Origin of the sequence: Flavobacterium sp. MEB061, from assembly GCF_000834715.1 — a bacterium.
GTDB lineage: Bacteria > Bacteroidota > Bacteroidia > Flavobacteriales > Flavobacteriaceae > Flavobacterium > Flavobacterium pectinovorum.
In genome coordinates, this window is the sequence record NZ_JXQR01000045.1 from 224,469 (window position 1) to 238,807 (window position 14,339).

The 14,339-nt window shown below is 32.4% G+C and carries 15 protein-coding genes; 9 read left to right on the top strand and 6 right to left on the bottom strand.

Going from position 1 to position 14,339, the window contains the following annotated elements; translation table 11 throughout:
* Positions 1-178 precede the first annotated feature (178 nt).
* Positions 179-1,495, bottom strand: coding sequence for an adenosylhomocysteinase (ahcY, locus tag RT99_RS18540; protein WP_042566226.1), 1,317 nt, complete (start codon positions 1,493-1,495; stop codon positions 179-181).
* 276 nt (positions 1,496-1,771) lie between these two features.
* On the opposite strand from ahcY, the gene RT99_RS18545 reads away from it, so the two are divergent.
* On the top strand, positions 1,772-2,422 hold the full coding sequence (locus tag RT99_RS18545; protein WP_042566227.1) for a 4'-phosphopantetheinyl transferase superfamily protein: 651 nt from the start codon (positions 1,772-1,774) through the stop codon (positions 2,420-2,422).
* 164 nt (positions 2,423-2,586) lie between these two features.
* Here the strand turns inward: RT99_RS18545 and RT99_RS18550 are convergent, their stop codons facing one another.
* The 3 genes from RT99_RS18550 to RT99_RS18560 all read right to left on the bottom strand — a co-directional run bounded on the left by RT99_RS18550 (position 2,587) and on the right by RT99_RS18560 (position 3,947).
* On the bottom strand, positions 2,587-2,985 hold the full coding sequence (locus RT99_RS18550) for a group III truncated hemoglobin (protein ID WP_042566228.1): 399 nt from the start codon (positions 2,983-2,985) through the stop codon (positions 2,587-2,589).
* Complete coding sequence (locus RT99_RS18555) at positions 2,982-3,269, bottom strand: hypothetical protein (RefSeq protein WP_042566229.1); 288 nt, start codon at positions 3,267-3,269, stop codon at positions 2,982-2,984. The genes RT99_RS18550 and RT99_RS18555 overlap by 4 nt, the downstream gene beginning before the upstream one ends.
* 81 nt (positions 3,270-3,350) lie before the next feature.
* Complete coding sequence (locus RT99_RS18560) at positions 3,351-3,947, bottom strand: Crp/Fnr family transcriptional regulator (protein WP_042566230.1); 597 nt, start codon at positions 3,945-3,947, stop codon at positions 3,351-3,353.
* A 94-nt stretch (positions 3,948-4,041) separates the two neighbouring features.
* On the opposite strand from RT99_RS18560, the gene RT99_RS18565 reads away from it, so the two are divergent.
* The 5 genes from RT99_RS18565 to RT99_RS18585 all read left to right on the top strand — a co-directional run bounded on the left by RT99_RS18565 (position 4,042) and on the right by RT99_RS18585 (position 10,411).
* Positions 4,042-4,770 carry a geranylgeranylglyceryl/heptaprenylglyceryl phosphate synthase gene (locus RT99_RS18565; protein ID WP_042566231.1) on the top strand — a complete coding sequence of 243 codons (729 nt, stop codon included), beginning with the start codon at positions 4,042-4,044 and terminating at the stop codon, positions 4,768-4,770.
* A gap of 32 nt (positions 4,771-4,802) precedes the next feature.
* Positions 4,803-5,423, top strand: coding sequence for a nicotinamide riboside transporter PnuC (gene pnuC / locus RT99_RS18570; RefSeq protein ID WP_042566232.1), 621 nt, complete (start codon positions 4,803-4,805; stop codon positions 5,421-5,423).
* Complete coding sequence (locus RT99_RS18575; protein WP_042566233.1) at positions 5,387-7,501, top strand: DUF4301 family protein; 2,115 nt, start codon at positions 5,387-5,389, stop codon at positions 7,499-7,501. Before pnuC ends, RT99_RS18575 begins: the two co-directional genes overlap by 37 nt.
* A gap of 2 nt (positions 7,502-7,503) precedes the next feature.
* Positions 7,504-7,908: an alternative ribosome rescue aminoacyl-tRNA hydrolase ArfB gene (gene arfB / locus RT99_RS18580; RefSeq protein WP_042566234.1), complete on the top strand. Its 405-nt coding sequence runs from the start codon at positions 7,504-7,506 to the stop codon at positions 7,906-7,908.
* Positions 7,909-8,248: 340 nt separating this feature from the next.
* Positions 8,249-10,411 carry a TonB-dependent receptor gene (locus tag RT99_RS18585; protein WP_042566235.1) on the top strand — a complete coding sequence of 721 codons (2,163 nt, stop codon included), beginning with the start codon at positions 8,249-8,251 and terminating at the stop codon, positions 10,409-10,411.
* A gap of 54 nt (positions 10,412-10,465) precedes the next feature.
* On the opposite strand, the gene RT99_RS18590 is transcribed toward RT99_RS18585, so the two are convergent.
* A complete protein-coding gene (locus RT99_RS18590; protein ID WP_042566236.1) occupies positions 10,466-10,882 on the bottom strand; it encodes a hypothetical protein in 417 nt (138 codons plus the stop codon).
* 155 nt (positions 10,883-11,037) lie between these two features.
* On the opposite strand from RT99_RS18590, the gene greA reads away from it, so the two are divergent.
* Positions 11,038-11,514, top strand: coding sequence for a transcription elongation factor GreA (gene greA, locus RT99_RS18595; RefSeq protein WP_035623677.1), 477 nt, complete (start codon positions 11,038-11,040; stop codon positions 11,512-11,514).
* Positions 11,515-11,588: 74 nt separating this feature from the next.
* Entirely contained in the window at positions 11,589-11,975 is a 387-nt protein-coding gene (locus RT99_RS18600) for an HIT family protein (protein ID WP_042566237.1), read from the top strand.
* Positions 11,976-12,128: 153 nt separating this feature from the next.
* Here RT99_RS18600 and RT99_RS18605 read toward each other — a convergent pair whose 3' ends face one another.
* Complete coding sequence (locus tag RT99_RS18605; protein WP_042566238.1) at positions 12,129-13,277, bottom strand: HAMP domain-containing sensor histidine kinase; 1,149 nt, start codon at positions 13,275-13,277, stop codon at positions 12,129-12,131.
* Positions 13,278-13,435: 158 nt separating this feature from the next.
* On the opposite strand from RT99_RS18605, the gene RT99_RS18615 reads away from it, so the two are divergent.
* The gene (locus RT99_RS18615) at positions 13,436-14,311 is read left to right on the top strand and encodes a flavin reductase family protein (protein ID WP_042566240.1); all 876 of its coding nucleotides are present in this window, start codon (positions 13,436-13,438) and stop codon (positions 14,309-14,311) included.
* Positions 14,312-14,339: the final 28 nt, after the last annotated feature.

Below are 14,339 nucleotides of genomic sequence, written 5' to 3' on the forward strand. Positions count from 1 at the left end.
TTTTTGTGTTCGATGAGATTTAAACTCTGTTTTATAGCTAATATATAAATATAATCTGATTACTTCCTGAATAAAAAACAAAACCCGACAAGTTTTTAAAACTTATCGGGTTTGAATATGTAATAAAGAAATCGAGAGATTTAGAATCTAAAATCTAAACTCAGAAATCTAAAATTTACTAGTATCTGTAGTATTCTGGTTTGAATGGACCTTCAACCGGAACGCCAATATATGCAGCTTGGTCGTCACGTAAAGTTTCTAATTCAACTCCTAATTTAGCTAAGTGCAAAGCAGCAACTTTTTCATCTAAATGTTTTGGTAACATGTAAACGTCATTGTTGTAAGCAGCGCTGTTTTTCCATAATTCGATTTGTGCCAAAGTTTGGTTTGTAAATGAGTTACTCATTACAAAACTTGGGTGACCTGTAGCACAACCAAGGTTTACTAGACGACCTTCAGCAAGAATGATGATATCTTTTCCAGCGATAGTATATTTGTCAACTTGTGGTTTGATTTCGATTTTTGATGCACCGTGAGTTTTGTTCAACCAAGCCATATCAATTTCGTTATCAAAGTGTCCGATGTTACAAACAACAGTTTTGTCTTTCATTTGCTCGAAATGAGATCCAAGAACGATATCTTTATTTCCTGTAGTTGTAATGATGATATCAGCATTAGCAACAACAGTGTTTAATTTTTTAACTTCATAACCGTCCATTGCAGCTTGTAAAGCACAAATTGGGTCAATTTCAGTAACAGTTACAATAGATCCTGCACCTCTGAAAGAAGCAGCAGTTCCTTTTCCAACGTCACCGTATCCACAAACGATTACTCTTTTTCCAGCTAACATTAAGTCAGTTGCACGACGTACAGCATCTACAGCAGATTCTTTACAACCGTATTTGTTATCAAATTTAGATTTAGTAACAGAGTCGTTAATGTTGATTGCAGGCATTGGTAAAGTTCCGGCTTTTACTCTTTCGTAAAGTCTGTGAACTCCAGTTGTAGTTTCTTCAGATAATCCTTTAATTCCAGGAACCAATTCTGGGAAACGATCAATAACCATGTTTGTTAAATCTCCACCGTCATCAAGAATCATGTTCAATGGTTTTCTGTCTTCACCAAAGAATAAAGTTTGCTCAATACACCAGTCAAATGATTGCTCATCAAGACCTTTCCAGGCATAAACCTGAATTCCTGCAGCAGCGATTGCAGCAGCAGCCTGATCCTGAGTAGAGAAAATGTTACAAGAAGACCAAGTAACTTCTGCACCAAGAGCGATTAAAGTTTCGATTAAAACTGCAGTTTGAATCGTCATGTGTAAACATCCAGCGATACGAGCACCTTTAAGAGGTTGTTCGTCTTTATATTCAGCACGAAGCGCCATTAAACCTGGCATTTCAGCTTCAGCTAGTTCAATTTCTTTTCTTCCCCAAGCCGCTAGAGAAATGTCTTTTACTTTGAAAGCCACATAAGGCGTAGTTGTAGTACTCATTTATAGTGTATATTTGTATATTGTAAAATTTTTGCAAATTTACGGAATAGGTTTTTAATTTTGACTATTTCTGTAAGATTTGTGAAATGTTTAATTTCTTAATCTTTAGAACATTAGTTTCGAAATTATTTTTCACCATATAAGTGGTGTAAGTTCATTTAAAAAAGATTCTGTTAAATGTACTTTCTTTACTAATTGCATTTTTAGATTCATAGTGATAAGATTAGAAAATTCATAATTCATAATTCACAACTCATAATTCATAATTAAAAAGTAATGCCTTTATTTCAAACCATACAATGTAACGAAACTACCAAACTTTTAATTTGGGAAATAACGGAATCTTTTGAGGAGTTATTGAGTAAAGTAGTTTTAAAAGAGAAAACACAGAATCGATTAAACGGAATGAAATCTCAGTTGCATCAGCGTGCTTTTTTGAGTGTTCGTATGTTGATTCAGGAAATGGGTTTTACAGATCACGATTTGCATTATGACGAATTTGGAAAACCTTATTTTGATTGTCATAACTATATTTCGATTACACATTCGTATCATTTTGCGGCCATAATAATCAGTCACGAAACTGTTGGAATTGATATGGAATTACAGCGCGAAAAAATACTTCGAATTGCTGATAAATTTGTTGATACCGAATTTGATTATTTAAATCAAAATGTTTTAGAAGAATACATAAAAAAACTTACCGTAATTTGGGGAGCAAAAGAAGCGATCTTTAAAATCAGAAACGAAAAAGGAATAAGTTTTAAAGATCATATTCAGGTTGAAGATTTTTCGTTAAACGAAAGTCGAACAGATGCAAGCCTTCATTTTGATAACCTTGTAAAAGATTTTGATGTGCATTACAAAGAAATTAAATCAGATAATTTTGATGATACTTTTACTTTGGTGTATGCCTTTGAGAAGTAGTTTTTTTTAAAATTCCAATAATAGAAATTCCAAATTCCAAAATTGACAACAGTCTTGTCATTTTGACCGAAGGGAGAAATCACACTCGAAACTCGACCTGGATTGGCGATTTCATTGCGGAGTTTCTAGTGTAATTTCTCCTTTCTATTGAAATTGACAAAAAACTACACTTCGCTTTCTTTTTTTCGATGTTCAAACATACTCATATATAAAAAAGTACTCATTTTTCTGGCACGACGTTTTAGTGTGTCGGCATTTTCACCTTCAAAATGTTCATCTATAGTTTGAAACCAATGATTAAGCCAGATTCCGAATTCATTTGAAGTAATTTTTTCGCCAAAATGGGCATCAACTTCATTATGTACGGCATGCGGATTTCCTTTGTATTTTTTTACGGCAAATAAATTGGTTTCCCAAAAATCAGTCAGTTTTTCAAGATGTTTTTCCCAATCTTTTATCATCGTATTAAAATAAAAGCCGATTTCTCTATCGGCTCTTATTTTAGCATAAAACTGATGTACTAGAAATTCGACATCGGCTCTATTTTCTATTTGTTTTTTCATAGTACAAAACTATTCAGAAATATAAAGAAAACACTTAATAGAGCACTTAAAATGATAAGGTTAAAAACTACTTTATGTTTCATTTGTGCTAAAATTGAAGTGTTGGCAAAAACAGAGGCTAAAACAATAATTGCCAATTGTATCATTTGTACAATAGAGGTTCCGTGTGAAAGAATGTACATTGCAGCTGCACCACCTAAACAGCTTTGACCAATTACAGCCATTGCAGCAGAACCCATATAGTTTTTGTTGAAATTTTCGAATGTTGTTTGATATAGTGTCATGATATTGAGATTTTTATACTACAAAGGTACATGCACTATACAACTCCATTTCATGACTTTAATCATAAAACAGAAACTTTTTTATCTGTATACTTTCCTATTTATAATCTTCAAAACGCCTTTTTTTTCCAATGCTTTAATAGTTCTGATAACGGTTTCAACCCGTAAACCGGTTAAATCGCCAATTTGCTGTCTGGTAAAATTGATGAGGTATCCGTTTTCATCCTTTTGGAAATTGAAATAAGCAATTCCTTGATCCATTAATTTTAAAACCCGATGTTCTGGTTCCTGCGTTGACATTTCTGCCGCCATAACCGATTTATAATATAATCGCTGCGCCAGATTCTGAATTATTTTAATACTTACGGAAGGATTTTCTTCCAGCAATTTCATGAAATTATTTTTTGAAAGAAGAAGAATTTCCGAATCTTCAACAGCAATTGCGTTAGCGGGATAATTTTGATTTAGAAACAAAGGCGGTTCCCCAAAAGATTGTTCCTTATAAAAGATTCCCTGAATAAATTCCCTTCCATCATCATTATAATTGCTCATTTTTACTTCACCGGAAACAATTTGATAATAATAAGCGGGTAAATTTCCTTCTTCAAAAATAATAGCCATTTTATCAAAAACTTTCTTTAAAGCACCATATTTTTCTAATAATTCAGTAGCAATCATAATTTTGTTTTTTGGATTCTAAAAGCCTTCACACAAATATAATTCATTCAAAATTGTTCTTCTACATTAAAAAACTTTTACTTTTACGGCCATTATGCAACAAAAAATACCCAATATTTACGAGCAAATTATTCAGGCCAAAAACAATGGACAAAAATTGCTTGCCATTCTTTTAGATCCGGATAATATTGTATTAGAAAATATAGAAAATTTATTGCTGAAAATTAATCAATCGCCGGCGACGCATATTTTTGTGGGCGGTAGTATTGTTCAGACAACAATTTTAGAAGAGTTAATTGCTCAATTAAAACAAAAAACAAATTTACCGGTGGTTATCTTTCCTGGAGATCCTTCACAAATATCGCCTCAGGCAGATGCCATTTTGTTTTTGTCATTATTATCAGGCAGAAATCCGGATTATTTAATAGAATATCAGGTTCAGGCGGCGCCAATTCTTAAAAAAATGAATCTTGAAGTAATCTCAACAGGATACATTTTAATCGAAAGCGGTAATGAAACAGCAGTGGCAAGAGTAAGTAAAACAGAGCCGTTAAATAGGGAGAATCTCGATTTGGTTTTGGCAACTTCGCAAGCCGGAGAAATGTTAGGAAATAAATTAATTTATCTTGAAGCCGGAAGTGGTGCCAAAAAAGCGGTTCCATTCAAAATGATACAGCTAATTTCTCAAAGCGTTAAAATTCCTGTAATTGTTGGAGGAGGAATTGTAGATTTGCAAGGAATTCAGAATGCGTACAATGCCGGTGCAGATTTAGTGGTTATAGGAACAGCTTTCGAAAATAACAGCCGTTTTTTTGAGTCATAGAAATTAAATAATAGCTAAATACAACAACCCAAATGATTGATTTTTTTTTAGAAAGTTATAAAAATGCCCCTTTATGGCATATTGCTTTAGAGTTTCTGGTTTTTGTGTTCGGAATTTTAAGTGTTTGGTTTGCTAAAAAAGAGAACATTTGGGTATATCCAACAGGTTTAATTGCGACTGTAATTTCTGTTTATCTTTTATATATTGCCGGTTATATTGGCGATATGATTATTAATGGTTACTTTTCTGTAATGAGCATTTATGGCTGGTACGTTTGGGCAAAAGGAGGAACAGTCGAAGATAATTTACCTATAACACGAACAAATCTTAATGAAAAAATAATTGGAATTATATTGTTTTTTGTGACCATTTTTGTAGTTTTCGGCATTTATAAATATTTCGATTACGAGATTCATAATGACAATTATGTTGATATGATTTCGTCGGGAATATTTTTTGCAGGAATGTGGTACATGGCCAGAAAAAAAATCGAAAACTGGACACTTTGGATTATTGGTGATATTATTGTTGTGCCTCTTTATGCTTATCGCGGCTTAGGAATGTTGTCACTTCAATATTTAATTTTTACAATTTTAGCTATTTCAGCTTATTTAGAATGGAGAAAAATCTTAGACAGCAAAAAACAGCTATAATAAAAATTGCTTTGTTTGGTCCTGAAAGTACAGGCAAAACAACTTTAGCAAAACAACTTGCCGCACATTACGAAACGGAATGGGTTCCTGAGTTTGCACGGGATTATTTGCAAAAAAGGTGGGAAGAAAACCAACATATATGTGAGGCAGATGATATGCTTCCCATTGCATACGGACAAATGTCATTAGAAAATGAAAAACTTTCTTCGGCAAAGAAATACCTGTTTTGCGATACTAATTTAATGGTTACCAAAGTTTTTTCTGAAATATATTATGGTTTTTGTGATCCTCTTTTAAATGAAGAAGCATTAGAACATGAATACGATTTATTTTTCCTGACAGATATAGATGTTCCTTGGGAAAAAGATGACATTAGAGATAAACCTGAAGGAAGAGAAACTGTTTTTTCGGTTTTTAAGCAAACTTTAATAGATAATAAAAAACCATTTATAACCCTTTCGGGGAATAAAGAAAGCCGCCTCGCAAAAGCTGCAATTATTATTGATAACCTGACAATTGCCAAAGAACACGGATTTTCATCTTCTGATTTTGTTGAAATTTACAATCACGGAGTTTCTATTGAAAGTGTTTTACAACAACTAAAAATTTTTAAAAACGGAATCTTAAAGAGTAATTTAATAAGCCCTGCAACAATTGGTAATGGAATTTTAAATTTAGCAGAAAATGATTTTGAAACAAAAGCCCGTTTTTTTGACTTTCAAAAATCAAAATTAAAACTAAAGAAATTTGTTCCCGCATCTGGTGCAGCAAGCCGAATGTTTAAGTTTTTAACAACCTTTTTGAATGATTTTGATCTTCAGAAAGAAACTATAAATGCTTACATCAACAGAAAAAAAGATAGTGATTTGTCTATTTTTATTGTCGCAATGGAAAAGTTTCCTTTTTTTGAAGCTGTAGATAAAAAGCTTAGAGAAGTTTATCCTGATTTTGAAACTTTAGACACAGATTACAAAAATTATTATTTCATAAAATTACTATTATCTCCTGACTATTTTGATTTTGCAAATAAGCCCAAAGCAGTTTTACCGTTTCATCATTATCAAACCCATATTGCAACCCCAATAGAAGAACATTTGAATGAATGTGTGCATTATGCTACATCCGATCAAATATCAAACTTACACTTTACGGTTTCAGAAATTCATCAGTCTCAATTTGAAAAAGCGGTTGATTTGGTTCAGGGTAACATAGAAAAACAGGCCAAAACTAAAATTAATATTGGATATTCTTATCAAAATAAAACTACAGACTCTATTACAGTCGATGTTGATAATGAATTAGTTAGAAATAAAAATGGAGAACTGGTTTTTAGACCTGGCGGGCATGGAGCACTAATCGAAAATTTGAATAGACTTGATTCAGATATTATTTTTATTAAAAATATAGATAACGTAATTCAAAATCATATTCATGAAATCACGTTGTACAAAAAAGGTCTTGCGGGAATTTTAATTGAAATTCAGCAACAAGTTTTTAGTTATTTAAAAGCTATTGAAGACCAGCATATAAAAGAGAGCAGCATTGTTGAAATTGTTCAGTTTTTAAAAGAACAGTTGAATATTAATTTGACAAATGATTTTAATAAATTTACGTTTGAAAATAAAATTATTAAAATTAAAGAACTATTAGACAGACCAATAAGGGTTTGCGGAATGGTGAAAAATGAAGGAGAACCAGGAGGAGGTCCTTTTTGGGTTATGGACGAAAAAGGAACCGTTTCACTTCAGATTGTAGAAACATCTCAGGTAGATTTAAAAAATAAGAAACAGCGTCAAATTTTAGCGGAAGCGACCCATTTTAATCCCGTTGATTTAGTTTGCGGAATCAAAAATTATAAAAATGAAAAGTTTGACCTCACTCAATTTGTAGATCATAAAACAGGATTTATTGTAGAAAAAAGTGTTGACGGAAAAATAGTTAAAAGTTATGAACTACCGGGCTTATGGAACGGAGCAATGGCAAATTGGCTCACTATTTTTGTTGCTGTTCCGTTGATTACATTTAATCCTGTGAAAACAGTAAATGATTTATTAAAACCTGCACATCAGCCACAATAAAAATGGATACAGATAAAATCATATCAGAGTTAAGTTTTAAAGCCGTTCGAAGCAGTGGTGCCGGCGGACAAAATGTAAATAAAGTTTCTTCAAAAGTCGTGTTGACTTTTGATTTAAACGCTTCTCAGGCTTTATCTGAAGAGGAAAAATTACTTTTGCAAACTAATATTGCTCAGCGTTTAACATCTGAAAATATTCTGATTTTAAACTGTGACGAAGATCGAAGTCAGTTTAAAAATAAAGAGATTGTTATAAAACGTTTTTTAGAAATCATTAAAAAAGGATTGTTTGTTCCGAAAGTTCGTAAAGCAACCAAGATTCCAAAATCAGTAATTAAAAAACGAATCAAGGATAAAAAAAACATCTCTGAAATAAAACAATCTCGTAAAAAACCGAACTTAGATTAAATATCAAAATAAATTCCAAAAAAAGAAATTCCAAATTCCAATTGAAAACTATATAAGTAAGTCTTTTGGAATTTGGAATTTCTTTTTTTGGAATTTAAATTAAAAGTAAGTTTTTGGAATTTGGAATTTGATTTTTGGAATTTTTAACTTTACATTTGCACTGTCTCAAAGGGGTGCTCTAAATAACGAGCTGAGATCATACCCAAAGAACCTGAGCGAGTAATGTTGCTAAGGGAAAAAACGACAATTGTTAGTGTGCACACTATATTTTGTTGTAAGAAACACATTTATTAATTTAACAAAAAGAATAATTCCCCCTTTTATTCGTAATTTTTTACGGATGAAAACATTTTTTGAAGGTACTGAGGTGCTAAGTTACAAAGGTTCTAAGTCTCATAAATTGAGCAAAACCAAATCTATTTTCTTTCTTCTATTCTCTTTCTTCTGTACTCTAATTTCTTTCGCACAAACGCAGGACTCTACGAGGGTAAATTCTCTCGATGAGGTTTTGGTTTCTGCCGTTCGTGTTACTGCAAAAACGCCGGTTACGTTTAGTAATTTGGATAAAAAAGACATTAAATACCGAAATTTAGGTCAGGATATTCCAATTTTAATGAATTATTTACCATCTGTTGTTACGACTTCTGATGCAGGAAATGGTTTTGGATATACCGGGATCAGAGTCCGCGGAAGCGATGCCACAAGAGTAAATGTTACCATAAACGGAATTCCGTACAACGATGCCGAAAGTCAGGGAACATTCTGGGTAAACATGCCCGATTTTGCTTCTTCTGTAGAAAGCCTGCAATTACAGCGCGGTGTAGGAACATCTACAAACGGTTCTTCAGCTTTTGGTGCAAGTTTAAACATGCTTACTGATAATTATGCTTCTAAAGCAAATGGCGAAGTCTCCAGTTCTTACGGAAGTTTCAATTCTAGAAAAAATACTGTAAAATTTAGTACAGGTTTATTAAACGATCATTTTGAATTAGCCGGACGTTTGTCTACACTAAAATCTGATGGTTATATTGACCGCGCAAGTTCTGATTTAAAATCATATTTTTTACAAGGAACTTACGTTGGTAAGACAACTTTAATCAAAGCATTAGTTTTTGGCGGAACCGAAAAAACATACCAATCTTGGAATGGGATCGATGCTGAAACTTTAAATACTAACCGTACTTTCAATTCTGCAGGAATGTATACAGATGAAGCAGGAAATGCTCGTTTTTATGATAATGAAACCGATAATTACCAACAAGATCATTACCAATTGCATTGGAATGAATCTTTTTCGGATAAATGGAGCACGAATTTAGCGGTTCATTATACAAAAGGAAAAGGCTATTATGAGAATTATAAAGAAGATGCCGATATGGGGGAGTATGGTTTGCTGCCTGTTGGGGCAATAGCTACAACCGATTTGGTACGTCAAAAATGGTTAGACAATGATTTTTACGGAACTACATTTTCTGTAAAATATAAAGACGAAAAATTTGACGTGATCTTTGGCGGGGGCTGGAATAAATATGAAGGCGATCATTATGGCAAAGTAATCTGGGCAAGATATGCTTCTCAATCAGAGTTAGGAGATCATTATTATGATGATTTTTCAACAAAAACGGATGGAAATATTTTCGCGAAAGCAAATTATCAATTCACAGAAAAATTGAGTTTTTACGGAGATCTACAATATAGAAATGTACAGTATAAAGCCAATAGTATTGAAACAGGTTTGGTAGATGATAACTTTAATTTCTTCAATCCAAAAGCGGGATTGAATTACGAAATCAATCAAAAAAACACACTTTACTTTTCATACGCCAGAGCTAATCGCGAACCAAACAGAACCGATTATGAAGGTGGAAATGTAAAGCCTGAAAAATTAAATGATTTTGAATTAGGCTGGAGATTTAATTCAGAGAAATTTCAATTGAATTCGAACTTCTATTATATGGCTTACAAAGACCAATTAATTTTAACAGGAACACTGGATGATGTTGGATCTCCAATTCGTTCAAATAGTGAAAAAAGTTACCGTTTAGGATTTGAAGTTGATGCAACAATTAAGCTTTCAGAAAAATTTATGCTGCGTCCAAACTTTACTTTAAGCAGTAATAAAAATGTTGATTTGGCTGTAGAAGGACAAAATTACGGAACCACGTCTATTGCATATTCACCAGAAGTAATTGCAGGAAATATTATTGTTTACAGTCCGATTGAGAATTTGCACATTTCATTATTACAAAAATATGTTGGCGAACAATATATGAATAATATAGAATTGCCGGAAGCTAAGTTGGCCGATTATTTTGTAAATGATCTAAATGTATCTTTTGAAATCAAACCAAAATCTATTTTTAAATCAATAATGATTACAGGTTTGGTAAATAATATTCTGGACAAAAAATATGTTTCAAACGGATATATGTACGACGTTTACCCATACTATTATCCTCAGGCGGGGATTAATTTCCTGGCAGGATTAACTTTAAAATTTTAAAAAAAGAAGCAGAAACAAAAAAGCCTGAAAAATTTACTTTCAGGCTTTTTTTATTTAGTTATATACGTGAACAGAACTTCCGGATAATTCTGCCCGATATTGTTTCATCGGGTATTCCTGTCCGCCAAGTCCTGTAAATAAATTGTAAGATGTTTTGTCGCAAGAACAAACGGCATAAATACCGTCAATTGTCATGGCAACACAAGAAGTTAAGGCCTGATTTGGGCATGCAGCATCAAAAGCGGTATAAGTTCCTTCGCCTGTTTTCATTACAATAATACCTTTTGCTCCATAATTTGGAACATAAACCGGGCTGCTCACATATAAAAGGTTATTGTACGATGGCAAACTTGTATTAAGATAAGCATTTACTGCATAATTAGGAATATTAGGATTGTTGTTGCTTTTATTACTATCACTACAAGAGAAAAAGACACAAGTTAATACGATAAAGAGCCAGAATTTTTTCATTATTTTAAAAAGTATTAGTGAAACAAAATTAAATTATTTAGTTTTGAATTCTATATGATTAACATATAATTATGTACTATTAAAAATAATAGTATATTTGTAATAAGAAATCCCGTCCCGATGGGATTTTTTGTATTTATATAAACGATGAAGTTATGAGTAAAGTATCTTATTATACAGCAGAAGGATTAAAAAAGCTAAAAGATGAGTTGGAGCATTTGAAAAGTGTAATGCGACCAAAGGCATCTCAAGACATAGCAGAGGCAAGAGACAAGGGTGATTTATCTGAAAATGCAGAATACGATGCCGCTAAAGAAGCACAAGGTTTATTAGAAATGAGAATTTCTAAATTAGAAGAAGTGTATTCAAATGCAAGATTAATAGACGAATCACAACTTGATGTTTCGAAAGCTTTGGTACTTTCTAACGTAAAAATTAAAAACCAAAGTAACGGGATGGAAATGAAATATACACTTGTTGCTGAAAGTGAAGCTGATTTGAAAACCGGAAAAATTTCGGTAACATCTCCTATTGGAAAAGGTTTACTAGGAAAATCAGTTGGAGAAGTGGCAGAAATCACCGTGCCAAATGGAGTTTTGAAATTTGAAATCCTTGAAATTTCAAGAGACTAAATTATAAATGTTTAATTGGTTAATCGTTTATTTGTTTAACCGATTTAACGATTCAACAAATAAACGAATAAACGATGTCGATATTTACCAAAATAGTTAACGGAGAAATTCCAGCTTATAAAATTGCCGAAGACGAAAATTATCTGGCTTTTTTAGATGTAAATCCAAATGCAAAAGGACACACACTTTGTATTCCAAAACAAGAAATCAATAAGATTTTTGATATGGAAGATGAATTGTATTTGGGATTAATGAAGTTTTCTAAAAAAATTGCAATTGCTTTAGAAAAAACTGTTCCTTGTAAAAGAGTTGGTATGGCAGTTGTTGGTTTAGAAGTTCCTCATGCACACGTTCATCTGATTCCCTTAAATGAAATGGATGAAATGCGTTTTCACAATAAAGTATCACTTTCTAAAGAAGAATTTGAAGCTTTAGCCAAAAATATTCAGGCGAATTTGTAATAGATTTACTGAGAATAGTTTTCGTATGTCAGGCTGAGCGGAGTCGAAGCCTTTTGTTCCCAATCAGAACTGGGCTTCGACTCCGCTCAGCCTGACAGATAAAATCGTTCAGTTTGATAAAAAGAATAAGAAAAGTGTAGTAGAATTATTTTACTACACTTTTTTATTTAACTGAATTTGAAATGTAGTCCCTTTTCCTATTTCAGAATGCAAAACTTTTATTTTGCCGCTATGATATTCTACAACAATTCTCTTTGTTAAAGAAAGCCCTAAACCCCAACCTCTTTTTTTGGTAGTAAAACCAGGCTCAAATATAGTTTTGAATTGTTTTTTAGAAATTCCGGTTCCGGAATCCTTTACATTTATTTTTACATGATGTGCATCCTGCTCAATTTGAAGGTCTAAGGTTCCTTTTCCTTTCATGGCATCAATGGCATTTTTTACCAAATTTTCTATTGTCCAGCTATGTAAAGTTGGATTTATCATAACCAAAATAGGCTCAGTTGGAGTATCATAAGAGAACTCAACTTGTTTTGAAAAACGGGATTGTAAATATTTGAATGAATTTAAAGTCTCTTCTACAATATCATGAACTTCTAAAACAGGAACAGAACCAATTTTTGAAAAACGATCTGTAATAGTTTGTAAACGTTCAATATCTTTTTGAATTTCAAAAGTTATGGACTGATCAATTTCTTCGGTCTTTAAAATCTCAACCCAGCCAATTAATGATGATAATGGTGTGCCAATTTGATGTGCTGTTTCTTTTGCCATTCCCGCCCAAAGTTTATTTTGAGTCGCCATTTTTGTGCTTTTATAAAAATTGTAGACCAAAGCACCACACAAAAAGATAATCAGCAATAATGCGATGGGATAATATTTGAGTTTATTAAGTAAAGCCGAATTTCCATAATATAATTTTTGATACTTTCCGGGAGAATATTCAAATACAATGGGCTCATTTTCACTTTGGAGATTTTTTAAAAAGCGCATCGATTTTTTTTGGTCGTTTAATATTTCGTCAGGTACATTTCTGGTAGTCAGAATTTTGTCGTACATTGTTAATATTACAGGAATAGACGTATTGTTGCTGGAAATTTGAAGCGGAAGTTCGAGATCAGTATTTTCGTCTGCGTTGATTAATGCTATTTGCGCATTAGCCAGGAGTTTCATTTTGATTCGTTCTTCATTTTTGAATATTTGAAAAAAAGTATAAGTATTCCAAAGAATCAAAGTAATGATCGAAAAGGAAATAAAAATAATAATCCAACGAGTTGTATTTCTACTTTCAGAAAAACGCATAAAGTAATTTTTGAGGTATAAATATAACGAAATATACCCATTTAATATTTTGATTGCAGTAAAGATTTTTGTTTTTAAGGCTAAAACTATTTCTCTGACTTAAACCATTTCTATACTTTTGTAGTTGCCAAAACGAGATTTGGTTAAAAAGAAAAATTATGATTAGCATTGATCCAAAAGAGATTTCAACGGTAAAATTACAAGGTTATTTACAAAGTGCCATTGGCCCAAGACCTATTGCTTTTGCTAGTACAATAAGTGCAAAAGGAATCCCGAATTTGTCACCTTTTAGTTTCTTTAATGTATTTAGTGCCAATCCGCCAATTTTAGTTTTTTCACCGGCAAGACGAGTGCGTGACAACACTATTAAACATACTCTTATTAATGTAGAGGCAACTCGCGAGGTTGTGATTAATGTTGTAAATTATGATTTGGTACAGCAAACATCATTGGCCAGTACAGAATACGGCGATGGAGTAAACGAATTTATAAAGTCAGGATTAACACAAATTCCGTCAGATTTTGTAAAACCATATCGCGTAAAAGAATCTCCGGTTCAGTTTGAATGCAAAGTCACGCAGATAATTCCGCTGGGAACAGAAGGCGGTGCAGGAAATCTGATTCTTTGTGAAGTGGTAAAAATACATATTCATGAATCTGTTTTAGATGAAAACGGAGCAATTGATCAATATAAAATTGATCTGGTTTCAAGGTTAGGAAATAATTGGTATTCAAGGTCTAACCAGGGACTTTTTGAAGTTCAAAAACCACTTACAACTTTAGGTGTTGGAGTAGATGTTATTCCTAATTTTATAAAAGAGAGCCCTGTTTTTAACGGAAATGATCTTGGTAAATTAGGAAACATAGAAGCCTTGCCTACAACAGAAGAAGTTAGTATATTTGTGAAAGAAAATTTTTCTGTAAAAGGAGTTTTAAGTTCCGATGATCAGGAAAAGATACATCTGGAGGCTAAAAAATACCTTGATAAAGAAGATGTTACATCTGCTTGGAAAGTGCTTTTAGCTAAAAAATAAGAAAAGAAACAATAATTAATATAGACGA

Bases quoted from the DNA above. Each gene is read 5' to 3' on its own strand.
- ahcY (WP_042566226.1), bottom strand. From the start codon at position 1,495: ATGAGTACTACAACTACGCCTTATGTGGCTTTCAAAGTAAAAGACATT.
- RT99_RS18545 (WP_042566227.1), top strand. From the start codon at position 1,772: ATGCCTTTATTTCAAACCATACAATGTAACGAAACTACCAAACTTTTA.
- RT99_RS18550 (WP_042566228.1), bottom strand. From the start codon at position 2,985: ATGAAAAAACAAATAGAAAATAGAGCCGATGTCGAATTTCTAGTACAT.
- RT99_RS18555 (WP_042566229.1), bottom strand. From the start codon at position 3,269: ATGACACTATATCAAACAACATTCGAAAATTTCAACAAAAACTATATG.
- RT99_RS18560 (WP_042566230.1), bottom strand. From the start codon at position 3,947: ATGATTGCTACTGAATTATTAGAAAAATATGGTGCTTTAAAGAAAGTT.
- RT99_RS18565 (WP_042566231.1), top strand. From the start codon at position 4,042: ATGCAACAAAAAATACCCAATATTTACGAGCAAATTATTCAGGCCAAA.
- pnuC (WP_042566232.1), top strand. From the start codon at position 4,803: ATGATTGATTTTTTTTTAGAAAGTTATAAAAATGCCCCTTTATGGCAT.
- RT99_RS18575 (WP_042566233.1), top strand. From the start codon at position 5,387: ATGGAGAAAAATCTTAGACAGCAAAAAACAGCTATAATAAAAATTGCT.
- arfB (WP_042566234.1), top strand. From the start codon at position 7,504: ATGGATACAGATAAAATCATATCAGAGTTAAGTTTTAAAGCCGTTCGA.
- RT99_RS18585 (WP_042566235.1), top strand. From the start codon at position 8,249: ATGAAAACATTTTTTGAAGGTACTGAGGTGCTAAGTTACAAAGGTTCT.
- RT99_RS18590 (WP_042566236.1), bottom strand. From the start codon at position 10,882: ATGAAAAAATTCTGGCTCTTTATCGTATTAACTTGTGTCTTTTTCTCT.
- greA (WP_035623677.1), top strand. From the start codon at position 11,038: ATGAGTAAAGTATCTTATTATACAGCAGAAGGATTAAAAAAGCTAAAA.
- RT99_RS18600 (WP_042566237.1), top strand. From the start codon at position 11,589: ATGTCGATATTTACCAAAATAGTTAACGGAGAAATTCCAGCTTATAAA.
- RT99_RS18605 (WP_042566238.1), bottom strand. From the start codon at position 13,277: ATGCGTTTTTCTGAAAGTAGAAATACAACTCGTTGGATTATTATTTTT.
- RT99_RS18615 (WP_042566240.1), top strand. From the start codon at position 13,436: ATGATTAGCATTGATCCAAAAGAGATTTCAACGGTAAAATTACAAGGT.